The organism is Micromonospora taraxaci, assembly GCF_007830095.1.
Classification (GTDB): Bacteria; Actinomycetota; Actinomycetes; order Mycobacteriales; family Micromonosporaceae; genus Micromonospora; species Micromonospora taraxaci.
Map to the genome: position 1 here is coordinate 121,695 of NZ_VIWZ01000001.1, position 15,932 is coordinate 137,626.

Sequence of the window (15,932 nt, forward strand, 5' to 3'; positions counted from 1 at the left end):
CGTTGATCATGAAGTTATTGCCATCCCGCTCGGCGTGTCATGGCAATAACTTCATGATCAACGCCGCCCGGATGCGGCGATCGCTTGGCGAACGGTCCACGGGATGTAGTCGGGGCGGAGAGTGTCCTGCCAGGTGAAGCGCAGGATGGTCCAGCCGGCGTTGACCAGGCGATTCTGTCGGCGGCGGTCGGCGAAAGCGGCCTCCGGCGTGCCGTGGGCGTCTCGGCCGTCCGCCTCCGCGATGACCCTCGGGCCACGCCAGCCCAGGTCGCCGATGCCGAGCAGGCAGCCGTCATCGTCGCGTACCTCGAGTTGCAACGTGTCGGGCGCAACCTTGCCGTCGACGCAGCGCAGCCGGGCTCGCGTCTCGAGCGGCGACTGCGCCCGCCCGTCCGCCTCGGCGAGGTAGCCGCGCGCGGCGATCGCACCGCGCCGCCCCCGGATGAAAGGCGGGATGGAGAGTAGATCGTCGGGGGCGACAAGGCGACGATTGACCGCCGAATCCAGCACACTCACCGCCGAGTATCGGTCGGCTCGTAGACAGAGGTCGGCAAGTGTCCGCAGCGGTTTGGTGGTGGTGATTCCGTCCACCCGGACGAGGTGCGCGGGCGGGACGACCAACTGGTGAACCACCACCTGCGGGTGGGCGAGTCGAGCCGGCCTGGCGGCCGGACCCGGCACCGACAGATGGATCGACTCGGTGGCTCGCATCCCGGCTACTCGGTGCAGCTCAGCGGCCGTCGAGAGCACTGCGACGGCCGCCGGGCCGAACGAGGTCACCGCTGCTCGGATCCGCGCCCGGCGGGGTACGCCGTCGTACAGGTCGGCGTCGACGAGGTAGCTTCCCCGCGCCACCGCGCGCCAGCGCCCGGCCCGGCACAACCGCCGCACCTCATGCACGCTTAAACCGGCGGCTCGCGCCTGCGCGAGCGTCACGATGCCATCCCGGTCGGCCGCAATCCGCCGCACAAGTTCCAAGGCGTCCACCCGGCCACCCTGACGGAAAGCGGACCCCGAAGCCGCCCCTGTGGACAACCCCCGAACGCCTGTGGATAACCCCGCGACTAGCACTCGGTGATCATGAAGTTATTGCCATCTCACTCGGCGTGTCGTGGCAATAACTTCATGATCAACCGCAAGGTTCCGGGGCCGGAAGCCCGGGTTTAGGGGAGGAGGGGGTGGTACTGGACGTTTTCGTCTCGGCCTGGGCCTACGCCTACGACGCTCACTCTGGCGTTGCAGAGTTCTTCGATCCGCGCGATGTAACGGCGGGCGTTCTCCGGGAGGTCCTCGGCGGTCCTCGCCTTGGTGATGTCCTCCCACCAGCCGTCGAGTTCCTCGTAGACCGGCTTGGCGTGGTGGAAGTCCGTCTGGCTCATCGGCATGTCGTCGACCCGCACGCCGTTGATCTCGTAGCCGACGCAGATCGGCACCTTGGGCATGCCGGTGAGCACGTCCAGCTTGGTGATGACCAGGTCGGTGACACCGTTGAGGCGGCAGGCGTACCGGGCGACGACCGCGTCGAACCACCCGCACCGGCGTTCCCGTCCGGTGGTCGTGCCGTACTCGGCGCCGATCTTGCGCAGGTGGTCACCGTTGGCGTCGAACAGTTCGGTCGGGAACGGTCCCGCACCGACCCGGGTCGTGTACGCCTTGCTCACCGCGATGACCTTGCTGATCGCGGTGGGCGGGATGCCGGCGCCCACGCAGGCGCCACCGGCGGTCGGGTTGGACGAGGTCACGAAGGGGTACGTGCCGTGGTCCATATCGAGCATGGTGGCCTGCGCGCCCTCCAGCAGCACCGTCTCGCCCTGGTCCAGGGCGTCCCAGAGCATCGCCCGGGTCTCCGCGATGTACGGCTTGAGCCGCTCCGCGTACGCCAGGTACTCCTCGACGGTCGCCTCAAGGTCGATCGCCTTGCGGTTGTAGACCTTGAACAGGATCTGGTTCTTCTCGCGCAGGGCGAGTTCCAGCTTCTTGCGCAGGATGCCCGGGTCGAGCAGGTCCTGCAGTCGGATGCCGATCCGGGCGACCTTGTCGCCGTACGCGGGGCCGATGCCCCGGCCGGTGGTGCCGATCCGGGACGAGCCGAGGTAGCGCTCGATCACCCGGTCCAACGCCCGGTGGTGCGGCATGATCAGGTGCGCGTCGCCGGAGATCCGCAACCGGGACACGTCGACGCCGCGCTCGGCCAGGCCGTCGATCTCGGCGAGCAGCACCTTCGGGTCGACCACCACACCGTTACCGATGACGATCATCGCGTTCGGTGAAAGCGCTCCGGAGGGCATCAGGTGCAGTGCGTACTTCTGGCCGTCCGGGGTGATCACCGTGTGACCGGCGTTGTTGCCGCCGGAGTAGCGCACGACGTAGTCGACCCGCTCACCCAGCAGGTCGGTAACCTTGCCCTTGCCCTCGTCGCCCCACTGAGCGCCAAGGAGCACGATCGCTGGCATCTTTTCCGCCTCCAGAAGGCTCGGGTGCCAGGTGGCGACCGGTTGGCGAGCCCGGGGTGTCAGGTTAACAAGTAGTGACGGCGCGGCCGGCAGGGGTCGCGTCGAGAGGCAGGAGGCTCCTTCCGTGTACGACGTGGTGCTGCTCACCCTCGGTTCGGAGCGGGACGCTCCCGGGGGTTGTGGCAGCGGAGGGGCCTGCTGCGGCGGTGCGGCCGAGGCCGACACCGCCCCTACCGGCCAGACCGGCGGTGACGCCGAGCACTGCGCCACCGAGCGCCCACGGGTGCCGGTGCTGGCCTGCGCCGATGCGCTGAACATGCGAGGCGCCCGGGTGGAGACGGTCACCGCCCGCTCCGACGCGGAGATCGACGCGGTGCTGGCCCGGCTCGACGGTCCGGCCCGACCCGACGGGCTGACCTGGCCGGATCCGGACGGCAAGACCCGACTGGTCGTCGCGACGGCCAGCGACGGGCAGTTGCGTGCCGTGCTGCGCCGGCTGGTGCGGCGGTACGCCCCGGCGCCGAGCCGGCGTCCGGCGGATCTGCCCGGCGACCGGACCCTGCCCGACCTGCCGCCGGTGGCCGTACTCCCGCTCGACCCGGCCCGTGGTGGCACCCAACGGGACCTTGCGGCGCAGCTCGGGCTGCCCCGTGACCCGGCGGCGGTGGCCGCCGCGGTGTTGGACGGCACGCCTCGCCGACTGGACCTGCTGCGCAACGACGCCGGTTCGGTGACCCTGGACGGCGCGTTGCTCGGCGCCGCCGACGACGCCGGCCGACCGTTGCAGTGGCGTGCCCGGGTGGAGGTGGACGACACCATCCTCACCGACGGTGACGAACCGCTGCTGGCCTGTGCGGTCGGCAACGCCGGCGGGTACGCGACGCTCGACGACGTGACGCTGCTGACCGCGCCGGACCCGGCCGACGGCCAGGTCGAGGTCGCCGTCGCCGTGCCGGTTGTCGTCCGCTCGGCGTTGGGTCGCAAGCGGGTACGCCTCGAAGTCCGGCGGGCCCGCGGCCGGGCGGTTTCGGTGCTGCCACGGGAGGGGAAGGTGCCGTACCTCGACGATGGTGTCGAGGGCGAGCTGACCCGGAAGCGTTCCTGGTGGGTCGAGCCGGGGGCCTGGGCGGTCTGGTCGAGCTGACCTCGGCTGCGCCGACCGGCCTCCGTGGGCGGTTGCGCCTATCCTCGCAGGAGGACTGGGGAGGGCCGTAATGGACGAGAACGCCGACCGGGCACAGGTGCACGGCCAGCAGCCGGCGCCGGAGCGGGACATCGAACCACTCTGGCCGCCGGATCCGACCGACCGGGGCGCGGGGACGGTCGTTCCGCCGTGGGCGGCGGTCGCCGAGCAGCGGAGCGCGCCGCCGCCGGTCGTGTCCGGGCCGGTGACACCGCCGGTGGCCGCGCCGCCGATCAGCAGGCCGCCGGTTCCCGGCCAGCCGGGGGCAGCGCCCCTGCCACCGCCGTCTCCGTCGGACTATCCGTCCCTCAGCGGTGCCGTTCCACCGCCCGGGGCGTGGGGCTCAGGCGCAGGGTCGGGGTGGGCGCCTGCGCAGGCGAGTTGGCCGCCGCCGGCCGATCCGCCCGCCGCGTCGACGCCGCCCGGTCCGCCAGCCACCGTCACGCCGCGGGCGGACAGCCCTCCCACGAACAACGGCGGTCCGGGCGCCAGCGGGGTTCCCGGTCCTGCTGCGGGCACGGCCACACCGCCCACGGCCTTCGCACCCGCCAGCCGACCCGAGTCGACGGGCACGGCGGCCGGTAGGGAACAGGTGCCGACCGGTGATCGCGGCACGGCCGCCGTCCCCGCCCCGCCGGGCACGAGTACCCCGGGCGGCGTCGACCTGGACCTGCCCTTCACCCTGGACCGCCCCACCGCCGCCGGCACGCCCGCCGGCACCCCCACCACCGCAGGCACGCCCACCGCCGCCGGCACCCCCACTGCGGCCGGCACGCCCACCGGCCGGAGCACCGCTGCGGATTCCGCGCCGCCGACAGACTCCGCGCCGACGCCGCCGGTTGAGGGCAGCAGCGGGGAGGGTGCGGCGGCACGGCCGGCCAACGAGTCGCCATGGGCGTACCCGCCGCAACGCCCAGCGGGGGCATCGGCCCACGACGAGAGCACCGGGACGCCCCCGATCCCCGCCCCGCCGGTGCCGCACCCCGGCGTGGCGCAGGCCGGTCCCGGTCCGGCCGGGCAGTCGGTCGCCCCGGCGATCCCTGGTCAGGTCAGTCCGGCGTCGATTCCACCCCCGCCCGACCTGACGCAGTTCGGCAGCCCGCCACAGCAGGCCGCTCAGCCGGCCGCACCGCCCGGCCCGTACCCGCCGTCCCCTGGTTGGTACCCGCCGCCGTGGCAGCAGGGCCCACCCGGCGTCCCGCCTGGTCAGCCGTACCAGGAGGCCGAGGGGGCGGCCCGGGTGCCGACCACCGGCTACCCGGACGCCACCGGATATCCGGACGCGAGCTGGACTCCGGAGTCCACGCCGGTGCCGACCGCCGAGGACTTCAGCCGACGCCGACAGGTCCGGCCCGCCGACCCGGTCGCCACCATGGGTGTACGCGCGGTGGTCAACAAGATGGGTCTGCTCCGGCTCTCTCCGGGCCGGCACGAGCAGGAACTCAAGCGCGACATCGAGATGGTGCGCCGCAACTTCGGCGGGCTGCGGCAGGTGACAGTGGTCAACCCGAAGGGCGGTGCCGGTAAGACGGTGGCCATCCTGCTGCTCGCGATGACGTTCGGTCAGAAGCGCGGCGGCTACGTGCTGGCGTGGGACAACAACGAGACCCAGGGCACCCTGGGGATGCGCGCCCAGCAGGACTTCCACTCCCGGACGGTCCGGGACATGCTGCGTGACCTCGGGCAGTTCCAGGGCGCCCACGGGCGGGTCGGTGACCTGTCACAGTACGTGCGCTCGCAGGGCGAGGGCATGTTCGACGTGCTCGCCTCGGACGAGTCGGCCACGGGTGGCGAAATGTTGACAGCTGCCGCGTTCGCCGAGATCCGCGAGGTGGTCAGCCGGTTCTACAAGTTGATCTTCGTCGACACCGGGAACAACGTCCGGGCGCAGAACTGGCAGGCCTCGATGGACGCCACCGACCAGTTGGTGGTCACCATGTCGGCCCGTAACGACTCGGCGGAGACCGCCGCCCGGATGCTCGACCACCTGGAGCAGAGCGGCCGGCAACGGTTGGTCCGCCAGGCGGTGACCGTGGTGTCGATGCCGCCGTCCCGCAAGGAGATCGACCTACCGGCCATCCAGGAGCACTTCGCGGCCCGCACCCGGGCGGTGCTGCTGGCCCCCTACGAACGGCTCATCGACACCGGCGAGCCGATCCGTTACGGCGGGCTCTCCTCGGCCACGCGGGACGCCTGGCTGAAGATCGCCGCCGCGGTCGCCGAAGGGTTGTAAGCCACCGACGGCCGGCCCGACACCGGGCCGGCCGTCGGAGCGGGGTCAGTTGCTCGCCAGCGCGTCCGCTGCTTCCGGGTCGCAGTCGCGCAGGAACTGGGCGCAGCGGGCCGCCTCGTCGGCCTCGCCGATCTCGTCCGCCGCCCGGGACAGCACGTAGAGGCAGCGGAGGAAGCCCCGGTTGGGCTCGTGTGACCACGGCACCGGGCCGTGCCCCTTCCAACCGCTGCGACGCAGCTGGTCGAGGCCACGGTGGTAGCCGGTGCGCGCGTAGGCGTACGCCGTCACCACCTGGTCCTGCGCGAACGCCCGGGCCGCGAGCTCCGCCCAGGCCGCGCTGAAGGTCGGGAAGCCGGCCGCCACGCTGGCGAACGCCTCGTCGGTGCCGGCGTCGTCGGCTGCCGCCAGGGCGGCGTCGGCCTCGTCGTTCGCGGGCAGCCGGGTGGCCGGTGGCTCTGGCAAAAGGTTCTGCATCGCCCCATTCAACCCGCTGGACAGGGCGACACGCGAGCGGGTCGGCCGACACGTTCCGCTGAACGGCTGAGGAGTTGGTCACGCCTGCGGCCTATGCCGCCGCCAGGTGTTTTCCACTACAACTAATGGTCCGGAGCCTCCCCAGGAACCGGTAACGCAGGAGCCCGGTGGCCACGGTCACCGGGCTTCTGTCGTCCCCGCCGGGCCCGAGGTTTGGCCGGCCCCGGCGAAGGGGCAGGATGGCCCGGTGCCGACCCCACCTCCCGCCGACGTCATCGAGCCGCACCTGCACGCCGGCGAGATCCAGACCCCGGACGAGCTGCGTCAGCAACTGGCCACCGGTCGACTGACCGGGTTGACAGTGCAGGGCCTGCGTCTCGACCTCGCGCCGGTGCCTGACCTGACCGGCGTCGACGTCACGGGCACCCTCTTCGTGGGCTGCCGCTTCGCGTCCCGGGAAGTCGGCGCCGACCTGGTCCGGCGCGGCGCGAACGTGGTGCCACCGTTCTCGGGCCTGCCGTACCCGACCCAACCGACGCACCTCTACACCCCTGAGGACCTGGCCGCCGGGTTCGCCGAGGGCGGGTTCGCCGGGATGTACGACACCCGGGTGTACGACCACTACCGGGCGCACGGCGGCGCGTTGCCGGACGTCAAGGAGGCGCTGGGCCAGCGGCTGCACGATCACGGTGTGGACAACGCGCTGGCCGATGCCACCCGGGCCTGGCTGGCCGGCCACGGTCCGCAGTCGGTGGTGGGCATCATGGGCGGCCACGCGGTACGACGCGGCAGTCCCGCGTACCGGATGGCGGCGGTGCTGGGTTGGGAGCTGGCACGGGCCGACCGCCTGGTGGTGACCGGCGGCGGGCCCGGGGTGATGGAGGCGGCGAACCTCGGCGCCTACCTGGCGGACCGGCCGGCGACCGACGTGACGGCGGCGATCGACCTGCTGGCCACCGCGCCCGACTTCACCGACCACCACCGCTACACGGGGACGGCGCTGACGGTCCGGCAGCGGTACGCGGGCGTACCGCGGCAGCGGGGCGACGACCTGGGTTGGGCGCGAGCGGGTGGGCTGGCCATCCCGACCTGGCTGTACGGGCACGAACCGGCGAACCTGTTCGCCGGGCGGATCGCCAAGTACTTCTCGAACGCGATCCGGGAGGACACCATCCTGCGGCTGGCCCGGGGAGGCATCGTCTTCGCTCCGGGGCGCGCGGGCACCGTGCAGGAGGTGTTCCAGGCGGCCACCAAGACCTACTACGGCACCGACGGCGTCAGTGGCGCGTACATCTTCCTGGACCGGGCCTACTGGACTCAGGAGCTGCCGGTGGAGTCGTTGCTGCGTCCGCTGCTGGCCGCGTCCCCGTTCGGCGACCTCTCGGCGTCGATCCACCTCACCGACGACGTCCACGAGGCCGTCCGCCTGTTGACCGCCTGACGACGAACGGCCGGCCCCCACGCGGGGAGCCGGCCGTCGGTGGTACGTCGTTACTTGGTCATCGTGGTGCCGGTGGAGCGCAGGTGCTCGCACGCCTCGACGACCCGGGCGGCCAGGCCGGCCTCGGCGGCCTTGCCCCAGGCGCGCGGGTCGTACTGCTTCTTGTTGCCGACCTCGCCGTCGATCTTCAGCACGCCGTCGTAGTTGCGGAGCATGTGGTCCGCGACGGGCCGGGTGAAGGCGTACTGGGTGTCGGTGTCGATGTTCATCTTCACGACGCCGTAGTCCAGCGCCTCGCGGATCTCGCTCAGCAGGGAGCCCGAGCCGCCGTGGAAGACCAGGCTGAGCGGCTTGTCCTTGCCGTACTTCGCGCCCACCGCCTCCTGGATCTGGTTGAGGATCTCGGGGCGGAGCTTCACGTTGCCCGGCTTGTAGACGCCGTGCACGTTGCCGAAGGTCAGAGCCGCCATGTAGCGGCCCTTCTCGCCGAGGCCGAGCGCCTCGACCATGGCCAGGCCGTCCTCGGTGGTGGTGTAGAGCTTGTCGTTGATGGCGTTCTCGACGCCATCCTCCTCGCCACCGACGACGCCGACCTCGATCTCAAGGACGATCTTGGCCTTGGCGGCCTCGTCGAGGAGCTGGGCGGCGATCTGGAGGTTCTCCGCGACCGGCACGGCCGAGCCGTCCCACATGTGCGACTGGTACAGCGGCTCCTCGCCGCGCTTCACCCGCTCCTGCGAGATGCCCATCAGCGGACGGACGAACTTGTCCAGCTTGTCCTTCGGGCAGTGGTCGGTGTGCAGTGCGATGTTGACCGAGTACTTCTTGGCCACCTCGTGCGCGTACGCGGCGAACGCCACGGCGCCGGTGACCATGTCCTTGATCGACGGGCCGGAAAGGTACTCGGCGCCACCGGTCGAGACCTGGATGATGCCGTCGCTCTCCGCGTCGGCGAAGCCCTTGAGCGCCGCGTTCAGCGTCTGCGAGGAGGTCACGTTGATCGCGGGGTACGCGAACCGGCCAGCCTTGGCGCGGTCCAGCATCTCCGCGTAGGCCTCGGGGGAAGCGATGGGCATGTGATGCGCTCCTTACTTACCACTCTCGGCCGTGCTGGCCGCTGTTGTTCACGTGTGCGCCGGACCGCGCTGTCCTCCGCCCGGCAGTATCCCGCAGGTGGCGTGCGCCGGAACAACCGACCCGGGTGTCAGCGCCTCACCGGCGGTCCAGGTTGTCCGGCACGATGACGCTGATCAGCCAGGTGACCACTGTCATCACGATGGCTCCCCAGAACGCCGGCCAGAAACCGTCCACCTGGAACGGCAGGTCGAGCCCGCGCGCGATCCGGTCGGTGAGCAGGAACAGCAGGGCGTTGACCACCAGCGCGAACAGGCCCAGGGTCAGCAGGTAGAACACGCATCCGACGACCTTGATCACCGGTTTGAGCACCGCGTTGATCACACCGAAGATCAGCGCCACCACGATCAGGGTGAGGGCGGTGTTGCCACCCGAGCGTCCGTGCACGTCCACCCCGGGCACGATCAGAGTGGTTATCCACAACGCGACAGCAGTGATCGCCAGTCGGATGAGGAAGCCCACGGCACCATCCTGGCATCGGGTCGCGCCGTCGAGGGCCGATTCCGCCTACTCGCTTCCGGGCGCGGCGCCGTCCCAGCCCGTACGGTGGGTGGGAACCGTGCCCCGAGACCCCGGGAGGGACGATGGGTCAGCCCGACGAGGACTTCACGCCCGGCGACCACCTCGCCCCTGACGAGCGTGACCCGGAGGCCGAGCCGGCCGACGCGGTCGAACAGGCCACCGTCGTCGGCCCCGACGACGTCGACGGCGAACCGCACCGTGGCCTCGAGGTCGACGACTGGGACGCGATGGAGCAGGCCCGGGTGGTCACCGGCGACGAGGACGACTACCGCTGACGACTCAGCGAGCGCGATCGACCAGCCCGGGGTTGCGGGCCGCCCAGACGCCGAGCCGGTCCTCGCGCAGCGCGGTCAGTAACTCCGGTGCGATTGTCGGGTCGGGGTGCAGGTAGTGGTCCTGCCCGGTCGGCTCGGTGACCGGCAGGGTGAGCCCGACCGGGTCGACCGATCGCAGGTCGGGGACGAGCCGCAGCAGGTCCGGCAGGGCGGACCGGTCAGGTGACACCACGATGTCCGGGCCGACGACGGCGAGCAGCTTGGCGAGGCGTACCGGATCGGTGAGCACGTCCTGGTCGGACGCCGCGCGGACCAACCCGGCTGCGAAGAGCCGGCCGTTGCGGTCGCGGTCCTGGCTGCCCCCGGGCAGCCCACGCCGTTGACGGAGCAGGTCGACCGCGGCGGCACCGTCGAGGCGCTGGCATCCGGCCGGGAAGACCCGCCGGGTGTGGGCCGACCCCACCTGCCGGGGCAGGCACACCGGCACACCGCCCACCTCGTCGGTGAGCGAACGCAGAGCGGAGTACGTCAGCACCACGCCGGTCCCGATGTCGACGCCGGTCAGGTCGGCCACCGTCCGCCGGGTCAACTCGTACCCCTTGGCCAGGTCCGGCTTGTCGCCCTTGGCACCGAACACGAACGCCGAGTTCAGCTTGTCGGCGCCGTGCCCGGGGATGGGTACCTTCAGGTCACGGGGCAGCGAGATCAGGTACGGGCGGCTGCGGTCGGCCGGGATGTGCATCAGCAGTACCGAATCGGCCAGCGGCGGCTGGGTCGTGTGGCGGTCGATGCCGAGCACCAGGATGTTCACCGCGCCGGACGGAACGGGCCGACCGGGCTCGCCGACCAGCCCAGCGGCCGACGGCGTCCCGGCCCGCTCCGGGGTGAGCAGCGGCACCCCGATTCCCAGGACACCGAGCATGGCCAGAGCCGTGCCACCCGCCTGCCACCGGCGACGGCGCCTCCGCCGCACCGTCGCCAGCCGGTCGATCGCGGCCCGCAGTGGACCGGTCGGCGGGGTCAGCGGCTCGTGCCGGCTGAACGCGGCACGCAGATCGTCCTCAATCATGTTCACGCCTCCACGTACTCGGCCCGGAGCGTGGCCAGGGCTCGGGAGATGGACGAACGGACGGTCCCAACGGCGCAACCGAGGACGTCGGCGATCTCGGCGTCGGGAAGGTCTTCGTAGTAGCGCAGCACCAGGGCGGCGCGCTGCCGACGCGGCAGCCGGGCCAGCCAGGACCAGATCTGGTCCCGATCCACGGCGGACTGGGCGTGGTCGGTGGACGCGGGCACCGACGCGTCGGGGTCCTCGCGCAACAGCACCCGGCGAACCCAGGAGCCGCGCCGCCAGTCGACGTACTGGTTGGTGAGCATCCGGCGTACATAACGTTCGGGCGAGTCCGCTCGGGAAACTCGTCGCCAGTTGAGCTGGACCCGGACCATGGTTTCCTGGACCAGGTCCTGGGCGTGGTGCGGATCGCCGGTGAGCATCACCGCGTACCGCAGTAGCGGGGCCAGCCGCGTGTCCGCGAACTCCTCGTACGTCACTGCACCTCCCGGGGCTCCTGCCTCAGATGACGGGAGCGGGCGCGCCAAACATTGCGATGCGCGTTGATCACCCTTTCGGTTCGTCTTGTCGAACGGGTGGGGCCGGTCCGGCGCGGCCAGGGCCAGGGGCTTCGGTACCGTATGTGGCCGTGGACACAGCTGAGAACATCCGCGCTCTCGGGGAGAGCGTCGCCCTGAACCCGCTCGATCCCAAGGAGCTCTTGCAGACCTTCGGGCTGATCGGCGTCTGGGTGATCCTCTTCGCCGAGACCGGCCTGCTGGTGGGCTTCTTCTTCCCCGGCGACTCGCTGCTGTTCCTCGCCGGAGTAGCCTCGTCGCCGGTGGCGGACGCGATCTTCGGCGACGGCACCCGCCTCTCTCTGGCCGGCCTGCTGATCGGCGGTCCGATCTGCGCGATCGTCGGTGCCCAGCTGGGGCACTGGCTCGGCGCCCGGTACGGCCGGCCGATGTTCGAGCGGCCGAACTCCCGACTCTTCAAGAAGGAGTACGTGGAGAAGGCCGAGTACTACTTCCAGAAGTTCGGCCCGGCGAAGGCCGTGGTACTGGCGCGCTTCATCCCGATCGTTCGGACGTTCCTCAACCCGGTCGCGGGCGCGCTCGGCATGCCGGCCCGGAAGTTCCTGCTCTGGAACATCGTCGGCGCGGTGCTCTGGGTGGACGGCATCCTGCTGATCGGCTACCTGCTGGCGGAGCAGATCTACCAGGCCATCGGCGACAAGATCGACCACTACATCCTGCCGGTGGTGGCCCTGATCATCGTGATCTCGGTGCTGCCGATCTTCTTCGAATTCCTCCGCGACCGGCGGGCTCGTAAGCGCGGCGAGGCCGTCGCGGTGGTCGCGGCGGCCAGTGCCGCCGGCGCCGTGGAGGCGGCGCGTGAGGCGTTCGACCACGACGGGCACCACCAGCGCGACCGCCGGCACCCGGAGCACGGTCAGGATCGCTGACCTGACGTACGACGACGGCCGGCCCCCTGGCGAGGGGGTCGGCCGTCGGCATGTCGTACCCGGCCTCCGGTGGTGCGACCGGGGACGAGCAGGTGTCAGCTACCGGTGACGCCACCCCTGGCTCGTCACCGGACGCCGTCCCCGACGCGGGACGGCGTGTTGTGCCTACGTCAGCGGGCCTTCTTGGTGGCTCGCTTACGCGGCGGGGTCAGCAGGTCGGCGATCGTCGCGATCGCACTCGGGACCAGGCTGTAGTACGCCCAGACACCGCGCTTCTCCCGCTGCAGCAAACCGGCCTCGGTGAGGATACGCAGGTGATGACTGACCGTCGGCTGAGAGAGGCCGAGCGGCGCGGTCAGGTCACAGACGCACGCCTCGCCCTCGGGGGCCGACTGGATCAGGCTGAGCAGCCGCAACCGAGCAGGGTCGGCAAGGGCCTTGAGGACCCCGGCGAGACGCTCGGCATCGGCACGTTCGATCGGCTCGCCGTTAAGCGGCGAGATCTGAGGCATAGTCATTTCGGCCAACGCAGTTCCCACGTATTCCATCCTTCCACCAGCAGCATCGATCCGCCTGCATATCAGCAGATCCGAATCGGCAAACTTTTACGCCACAAGGCCGAGGTCAGCCAACGTATAGGCCGCCCGGTACGGCAATCCGGCGGCTCGCACCGCGTCGCCGGCGCCTCGATCAACAATAACCGCCACGCCCACGACTTCCGCCCCGGCCTCGCGAAGTGCCTCGACAGCGGTCAACACACTTCCGCCTGTCGTGGACGTATCCTCCACCGCCAACACCCGGCGGCCGGCCACCTCCGGTCCTTCGATCCGCCGTTGTAGACCGTGCGCCTTGCCCGCCTTGCGCACCACGAAGGCGTCCAGGGCTCGATCGGTCGGAGCGGCGTGCAGCATCGAGAGCGCGACAGGGTCCGCGCCCAGAGTGAGGCCGCCGACGGCGTCGTACTCCCAGTCGGCGGTGAGGTCCAGCAACACCCGGCCGACCAGAGGAGCGGCCCGGTGATGGAGCGTGACGCGCCGCAGATCCACGTACCAGTCGGCCTCACGCCCCGAGGAGAGCACGACCCGTCCGTGGACCACAGCCAGGTCGGTAATGAATTTACGCAGGTCGTCGTGGTCCCCCATGGCGATAGAGGTTACTGCTCAAGTCTGAACGCCGTGTGCGGGGTCCACCCCGACCGACCCGGTGGGGGACCGATGGTTGGCGATGTTCGACTACGCTCAGCTACTGGCCTGACAGCGGCGTGCCAGCAGCGCCTCGGCGGCTCAGCGGCCCCGGTGGGCGGGTCGAGGGTCAGCGCTCGTCGCGACCGATGCGACCGCGAGTGTCCTTCGCAACAGCCTGCAGCAACCGGCGCGGTGCGTGCCGCATGCCCGCGACGACGACCTTGTATTTCCACGCCGGGACGCTGACCATCTTGCCTTTGCGCAGGTCACGCAGGGCTTCGTCGACCACATTCTCGGCCCGCAGCCACAGCCATTCCGGCGTCTTGGACATGTTGATGCCGGCGCGCTGGTGGAATTCGGTGCGGGTGTAGCCGGGGCAGAGAGCCATCACGCGGACACCGAATGGTCGCGCGGAAAGGCCCACCGACTCGCTGAAGTTGGTGACCCAGGCCTTGCTGGCCGAGTACGTCGAGCCGGGCATCGCCGTGCCGAAACCGGCGACCGAAGAGACATTTATCACTGCCCCGTCCCGCCGTTCGGTCATCGGTCGCAGCGCCGCCAGCGTCAGCCGCATGACCGCGTGCACGTTGAGCCGCAACAGGCGGGCCTCGTCCTCCGCCGTCGAACGCAGGAACGGCTTGTTCAGGCTGATGCCCGCGTTGTTGACGAGCAGGTGCACCGGGCTGCCGTCGGCGATCCGCTGTTCCACCACGGCGCAGCCGTCGTCCGTGGACAGATCCGCCGGGATCGTCTCCACGACACGGTCGTGGGTCGAGCCCAGCTCGGTGGCCATCTCGGTCAGCCGGGCCGCGTCACGGGCGACCAGCACCAGATGCCAGCCGTCGGCGGCCAGCCGCCGGGCGAACGCCGCTCCGATGCCCGCGGTGGCCCCGGTGATCAGAGCCCGGCGCTCAACGGTCGTGGGATCGAGCGGCACGGCGGATTCCTCACCTGGGCGGGTACGGGGGCGCGGGTGGCGCCGACGGCGGCTGGTACGGGGCAGGCGTGAACGCTTGTGGTGCGGACGGCATGGTCGGCGCGGTCGAGCGGTGGCGACCGAACCAGGCGCTGGCCGCCGGCAGCGCCAGCAGCGTAGCTACTACAAGGTAACCGAGCCCCTGCGCGACGGAAAGCCCGGCGTTCAACGGGATCCACCACGACGGGTACGCGTCGCCGACCAGCCCCAGCAACTCGGCGACAGCCTGCTCACCGGAGCCCAGTTGCAGGGGTGCGGCTCGTTCACCGATCAGCACCGCCACACTGCAACAGCCGGCGAGCAGGCCGAGTCCGCTGACTACCCAGGTGGCCACCCGTGCGCCGTTGCGACCCGCCAACAGCCCGAGGGCCAGGCCGGCGAGCACCGGCGCGGAGAGCGCGGCCACCACCGCCGACAGCACAACTGACGCACGGAGCACTGTCACCACGTCGGCGATCTGTTCCGGACTGGCCGAGGTTTCCCGGGCCGCGGCGCGGAACGCGTCGACAGTCCCGCCTAGCACCGCCAGGTCGACCACGGCGTACGCGAGCGCGGCGACCGCCATCACCAGCAGCGCGCACGCGGCCAGCAGGACGACGGCGGGCCGGCGGGCCGGTGCCGATTCCGGGTACGACACGACGAATCCCTCCGGTAGGCGTCGGGTTGCAACCTACTCGGAGGGATCGTCGGAGTCGTGCTTATCCCTCGGTCAACTCGTCGACGGCGGAGTCGACCCGGGACGGTCCGCGGGCGGCGTGTCGTCCGGCCGGTTCGTGGCCGGCGGCGGCGGGTAGCTCGGCTCACCGCTCGACGGGTAGCCGGGCTCACCCGTCGACTGCGGGTAGCCGGGCTGCCCAGAGCCCTGCGGCTGCCCAGGGTAGCTGGCGCCCGGGGTGGGCGGCTCCCAGGCCGCGGTGGGCTTGCGGAAGAACTCGTTGGCCTTCGGCAGCGCCAGCAGGATCAGCGCCACGATCAGCGCGATCAGGCTGACCGCGTTGAGCAGGAGGCTGACCGGGGTGACCCAGGAGGGCAGCGCCTCTTCCAGGCGGCGCTGGATCTCGTCGGAGCTCGGCCCGCCGCCGCTGGCCTGTCCACCGGCGAAACCGCCGGCCGCGTTGCTGACCAGGCCACCACCGACGCAGCAGACCATGATGCCGCCGACGATCCAGGTGGTGATCCGGGCACCGTTGCGGCCCTGGTTGTTGAACAGAGCCAGGACGCCCAACACGATGGCGAGCAGCAACAGCACGACGCCGGCTCCGACGCCGAAGGCGACGAAGACGTCGACCACCTGGTCGGCATTCTCGACGGTGCTGCCCGCGTACGCGTCGCGGAGAGCGTCGCGCGTCTTACCGATGGTGCTGAGCGTGATGATCAGGCTGATCACCTGGCAGGCCAGGAACAGGTAGAGCAGATAACTGGAAATCGACACGATGGACGGCCGCTGACGGGCCGGCGTGTTCTGGGAGTCGACCACGATTCTCCTTCCCTATGATCGGGCCCACACCGTATCGACAACCGGCCACTTCGGCATGCCG

The 15,932-nt window shown here is 70.9% G+C and carries 17 protein-coding genes; 5 read left to right on the forward strand and 12 right to left on the reverse strand.

Features of this window, described 5'->3' with window-relative positions; translation table 11 throughout:
- Positions 1-57 precede the first annotated feature (57 nt).
- Complete coding sequence (locus FHU34_RS00625) at positions 58-987, reverse strand: type IV toxin-antitoxin system AbiEi family antitoxin domain-containing protein (RefSeq protein WP_145778196.1); 930 nt, start codon at positions 985-987, stop codon at positions 58-60.
- A gap of 176 nt (positions 988-1,163) precedes the next feature.
- Positions 1,164-2,453 carry an adenylosuccinate synthase gene (locus FHU34_RS00630; protein ID WP_145778197.1) on the reverse strand — a complete coding sequence of 430 codons (1,290 nt, stop codon included), beginning with the start codon at positions 2,451-2,453 and terminating at the stop codon, positions 1,164-1,166.
- A 124-nt stretch (positions 2,454-2,577) separates the two neighbouring features.
- On the opposite strand from FHU34_RS00630, the gene FHU34_RS00635 reads away from it, so the two are divergent.
- Entirely contained in the window at positions 2,578-3,597 is a 1,020-nt protein-coding gene (locus tag FHU34_RS00635; RefSeq protein WP_145778198.1) for a diacylglycerol kinase family protein, read from the forward strand.
- 70 nt (positions 3,598-3,667) lie between these two features.
- Positions 3,668-5,869 carry a MinD/ParA family ATP-binding protein gene (locus FHU34_RS00640; protein WP_145778199.1) on the forward strand — a complete coding sequence of 734 codons (2,202 nt, stop codon included), beginning with the start codon at positions 3,668-3,670 and terminating at the stop codon, positions 5,867-5,869.
- A gap of 45 nt (positions 5,870-5,914) precedes the next feature.
- On the opposite strand, the gene FHU34_RS00645 is transcribed toward FHU34_RS00640, so the two are convergent.
- Positions 5,915-6,343 carry a DUF3151 domain-containing protein gene (locus tag FHU34_RS00645; protein ID WP_145778200.1) on the reverse strand — a complete coding sequence of 143 codons (429 nt, stop codon included), beginning with the start codon at positions 6,341-6,343 and terminating at the stop codon, positions 5,915-5,917.
- A 247-nt stretch (positions 6,344-6,590) separates the two neighbouring features.
- On the opposite strand from FHU34_RS00645, the gene FHU34_RS00650 reads away from it, so the two are divergent.
- On the forward strand, positions 6,591-7,784 hold the full coding sequence (locus tag FHU34_RS00650) for an LOG family protein (RefSeq protein ID WP_145778201.1): 1,194 nt from the start codon (positions 6,591-6,593) through the stop codon (positions 7,782-7,784).
- 50 nt (positions 7,785-7,834) lie between these two features.
- On the opposite strand, the gene fbaA is transcribed toward FHU34_RS00650, so the two are convergent.
- Complete coding sequence (fbaA, locus tag FHU34_RS00655; RefSeq protein ID WP_145778202.1) at positions 7,835-8,860, reverse strand: class II fructose-bisphosphate aldolase; 1,026 nt, start codon at positions 8,858-8,860, stop codon at positions 7,835-7,837.
- A 136-nt stretch (positions 8,861-8,996) separates the two neighbouring features.
- A complete protein-coding gene (locus tag FHU34_RS00660) occupies positions 8,997-9,380 on the reverse strand; it encodes a phage holin family protein (RefSeq protein WP_145778203.1) in 384 nt (127 codons plus the stop codon).
- Between the two features lie 122 nt (positions 9,381-9,502).
- On the opposite strand from FHU34_RS00660, the gene FHU34_RS00665 reads away from it, so the two are divergent.
- On the forward strand, positions 9,503-9,715 hold the full coding sequence (locus FHU34_RS00665; protein WP_145778204.1) for a hypothetical protein: 213 nt from the start codon (positions 9,503-9,505) through the stop codon (positions 9,713-9,715).
- Positions 9,716-9,719: 4 nt separating this feature from the next.
- Here the strand turns inward: FHU34_RS00665 and FHU34_RS00670 are convergent, their stop codons facing one another.
- Both FHU34_RS00670 and FHU34_RS00675 read right to left on the reverse strand, forming a co-directional pair.
- Positions 9,720-10,784, reverse strand: a complete 1,065-nt coding sequence (locus FHU34_RS00670) for an LCP family protein (RefSeq protein ID WP_145778205.1) — start codon at positions 10,782-10,784, stop codon at positions 9,720-9,722.
- Positions 10,785-10,786: 2 nt separating this feature from the next.
- A complete protein-coding gene (locus tag FHU34_RS00675) occupies positions 10,787-11,266 on the reverse strand; it encodes a SigE family RNA polymerase sigma factor (RefSeq protein ID WP_145778206.1) in 480 nt (159 codons plus the stop codon).
- A gap of 143 nt (positions 11,267-11,409) precedes the next feature.
- On the opposite strand from FHU34_RS00675, the gene FHU34_RS00680 reads away from it, so the two are divergent.
- Positions 11,410-12,234 carry a DedA family protein gene (locus FHU34_RS00680; RefSeq protein WP_145778207.1) on the forward strand — a complete coding sequence of 275 codons (825 nt, stop codon included), beginning with the start codon at positions 11,410-11,412 and terminating at the stop codon, positions 12,232-12,234.
- 170 nt (positions 12,235-12,404) lie between these two features.
- Here the strand turns inward: FHU34_RS00680 and FHU34_RS00685 are convergent, their stop codons facing one another.
- The 5 genes from FHU34_RS00685 to FHU34_RS00705 form a co-directional block, all read right to left on the reverse strand.
- Positions 12,405-12,782: an ArsR/SmtB family transcription factor gene (locus FHU34_RS00685; RefSeq protein ID WP_030332125.1), complete on the reverse strand. Its 378-nt coding sequence runs from the start codon at positions 12,780-12,782 to the stop codon at positions 12,405-12,407.
- A gap of 57 nt (positions 12,783-12,839) precedes the next feature.
- Positions 12,840-13,376: an orotate phosphoribosyltransferase gene (gene pyrE / locus FHU34_RS00690; RefSeq protein WP_145778208.1), complete on the reverse strand. Its 537-nt coding sequence runs from the start codon at positions 13,374-13,376 to the stop codon at positions 12,840-12,842.
- 169 nt (positions 13,377-13,545) lie between these two features.
- Positions 13,546-14,355: an SDR family NAD(P)-dependent oxidoreductase gene (locus tag FHU34_RS00695; protein WP_145778209.1), complete on the reverse strand. Its 810-nt coding sequence runs from the start codon at positions 14,353-14,355 to the stop codon at positions 13,546-13,548.
- Between the two features lie 10 nt (positions 14,356-14,365).
- Positions 14,366-15,031: a hypothetical protein gene (locus FHU34_RS00700; protein WP_145778210.1), complete on the reverse strand. Its 666-nt coding sequence runs from the start codon at positions 15,029-15,031 to the stop codon at positions 14,366-14,368.
- Between the two features lie 72 nt (positions 15,032-15,103).
- On the reverse strand, positions 15,104-15,871 hold the full coding sequence (locus FHU34_RS00705) for a hypothetical protein (protein ID WP_145778211.1): 768 nt from the start codon (positions 15,869-15,871) through the stop codon (positions 15,104-15,106).
- Positions 15,872-15,932 lie beyond the last annotated feature (61 nt).

Excerpts from the sequence above, each read along its gene's own strand:
- FHU34_RS00630 (WP_145778197.1), bottom strand. The coding sequence starts at position 2,453 with ATGCCAGCGATCGTGCTCCTTGGCGCTCAGTGGGGCGACGAGGGCAAG.
- FHU34_RS00640 (WP_145778199.1), top strand. The coding sequence starts at position 3,668 with ATGGACGAGAACGCCGACCGGGCACAGGTGCACGGCCAGCAGCCGGCG.
- FHU34_RS00645 (WP_145778200.1), bottom strand. The coding sequence starts at position 6,343 with ATGCAGAACCTTTTGCCAGAGCCACCGGCCACCCGGCTGCCCGCGAAC.
- fbaA (WP_145778202.1), bottom strand. The coding sequence starts at position 8,860 with ATGCCCATCGCTTCCCCCGAGGCCTACGCGGAGATGCTGGACCGCGCC.
- FHU34_RS00665 (WP_145778204.1), top strand. The coding sequence starts at position 9,503 with ATGGGTCAGCCCGACGAGGACTTCACGCCCGGCGACCACCTCGCCCCT.
- FHU34_RS00670 (WP_145778205.1), bottom strand. The coding sequence starts at position 10,784 with ATGATTGAGGACGATCTGCGTGCCGCGTTCAGCCGGCACGAGCCGCTG.
- FHU34_RS00685 (WP_030332125.1), bottom strand. The coding sequence starts at position 12,782 with ATGGAATACGTGGGAACTGCGTTGGCCGAAATGACTATGCCTCAGATC.
- pyrE (WP_145778208.1), bottom strand. The coding sequence starts at position 13,376 with ATGGGGGACCACGACGACCTGCGTAAATTCATTACCGACCTGGCTGTG.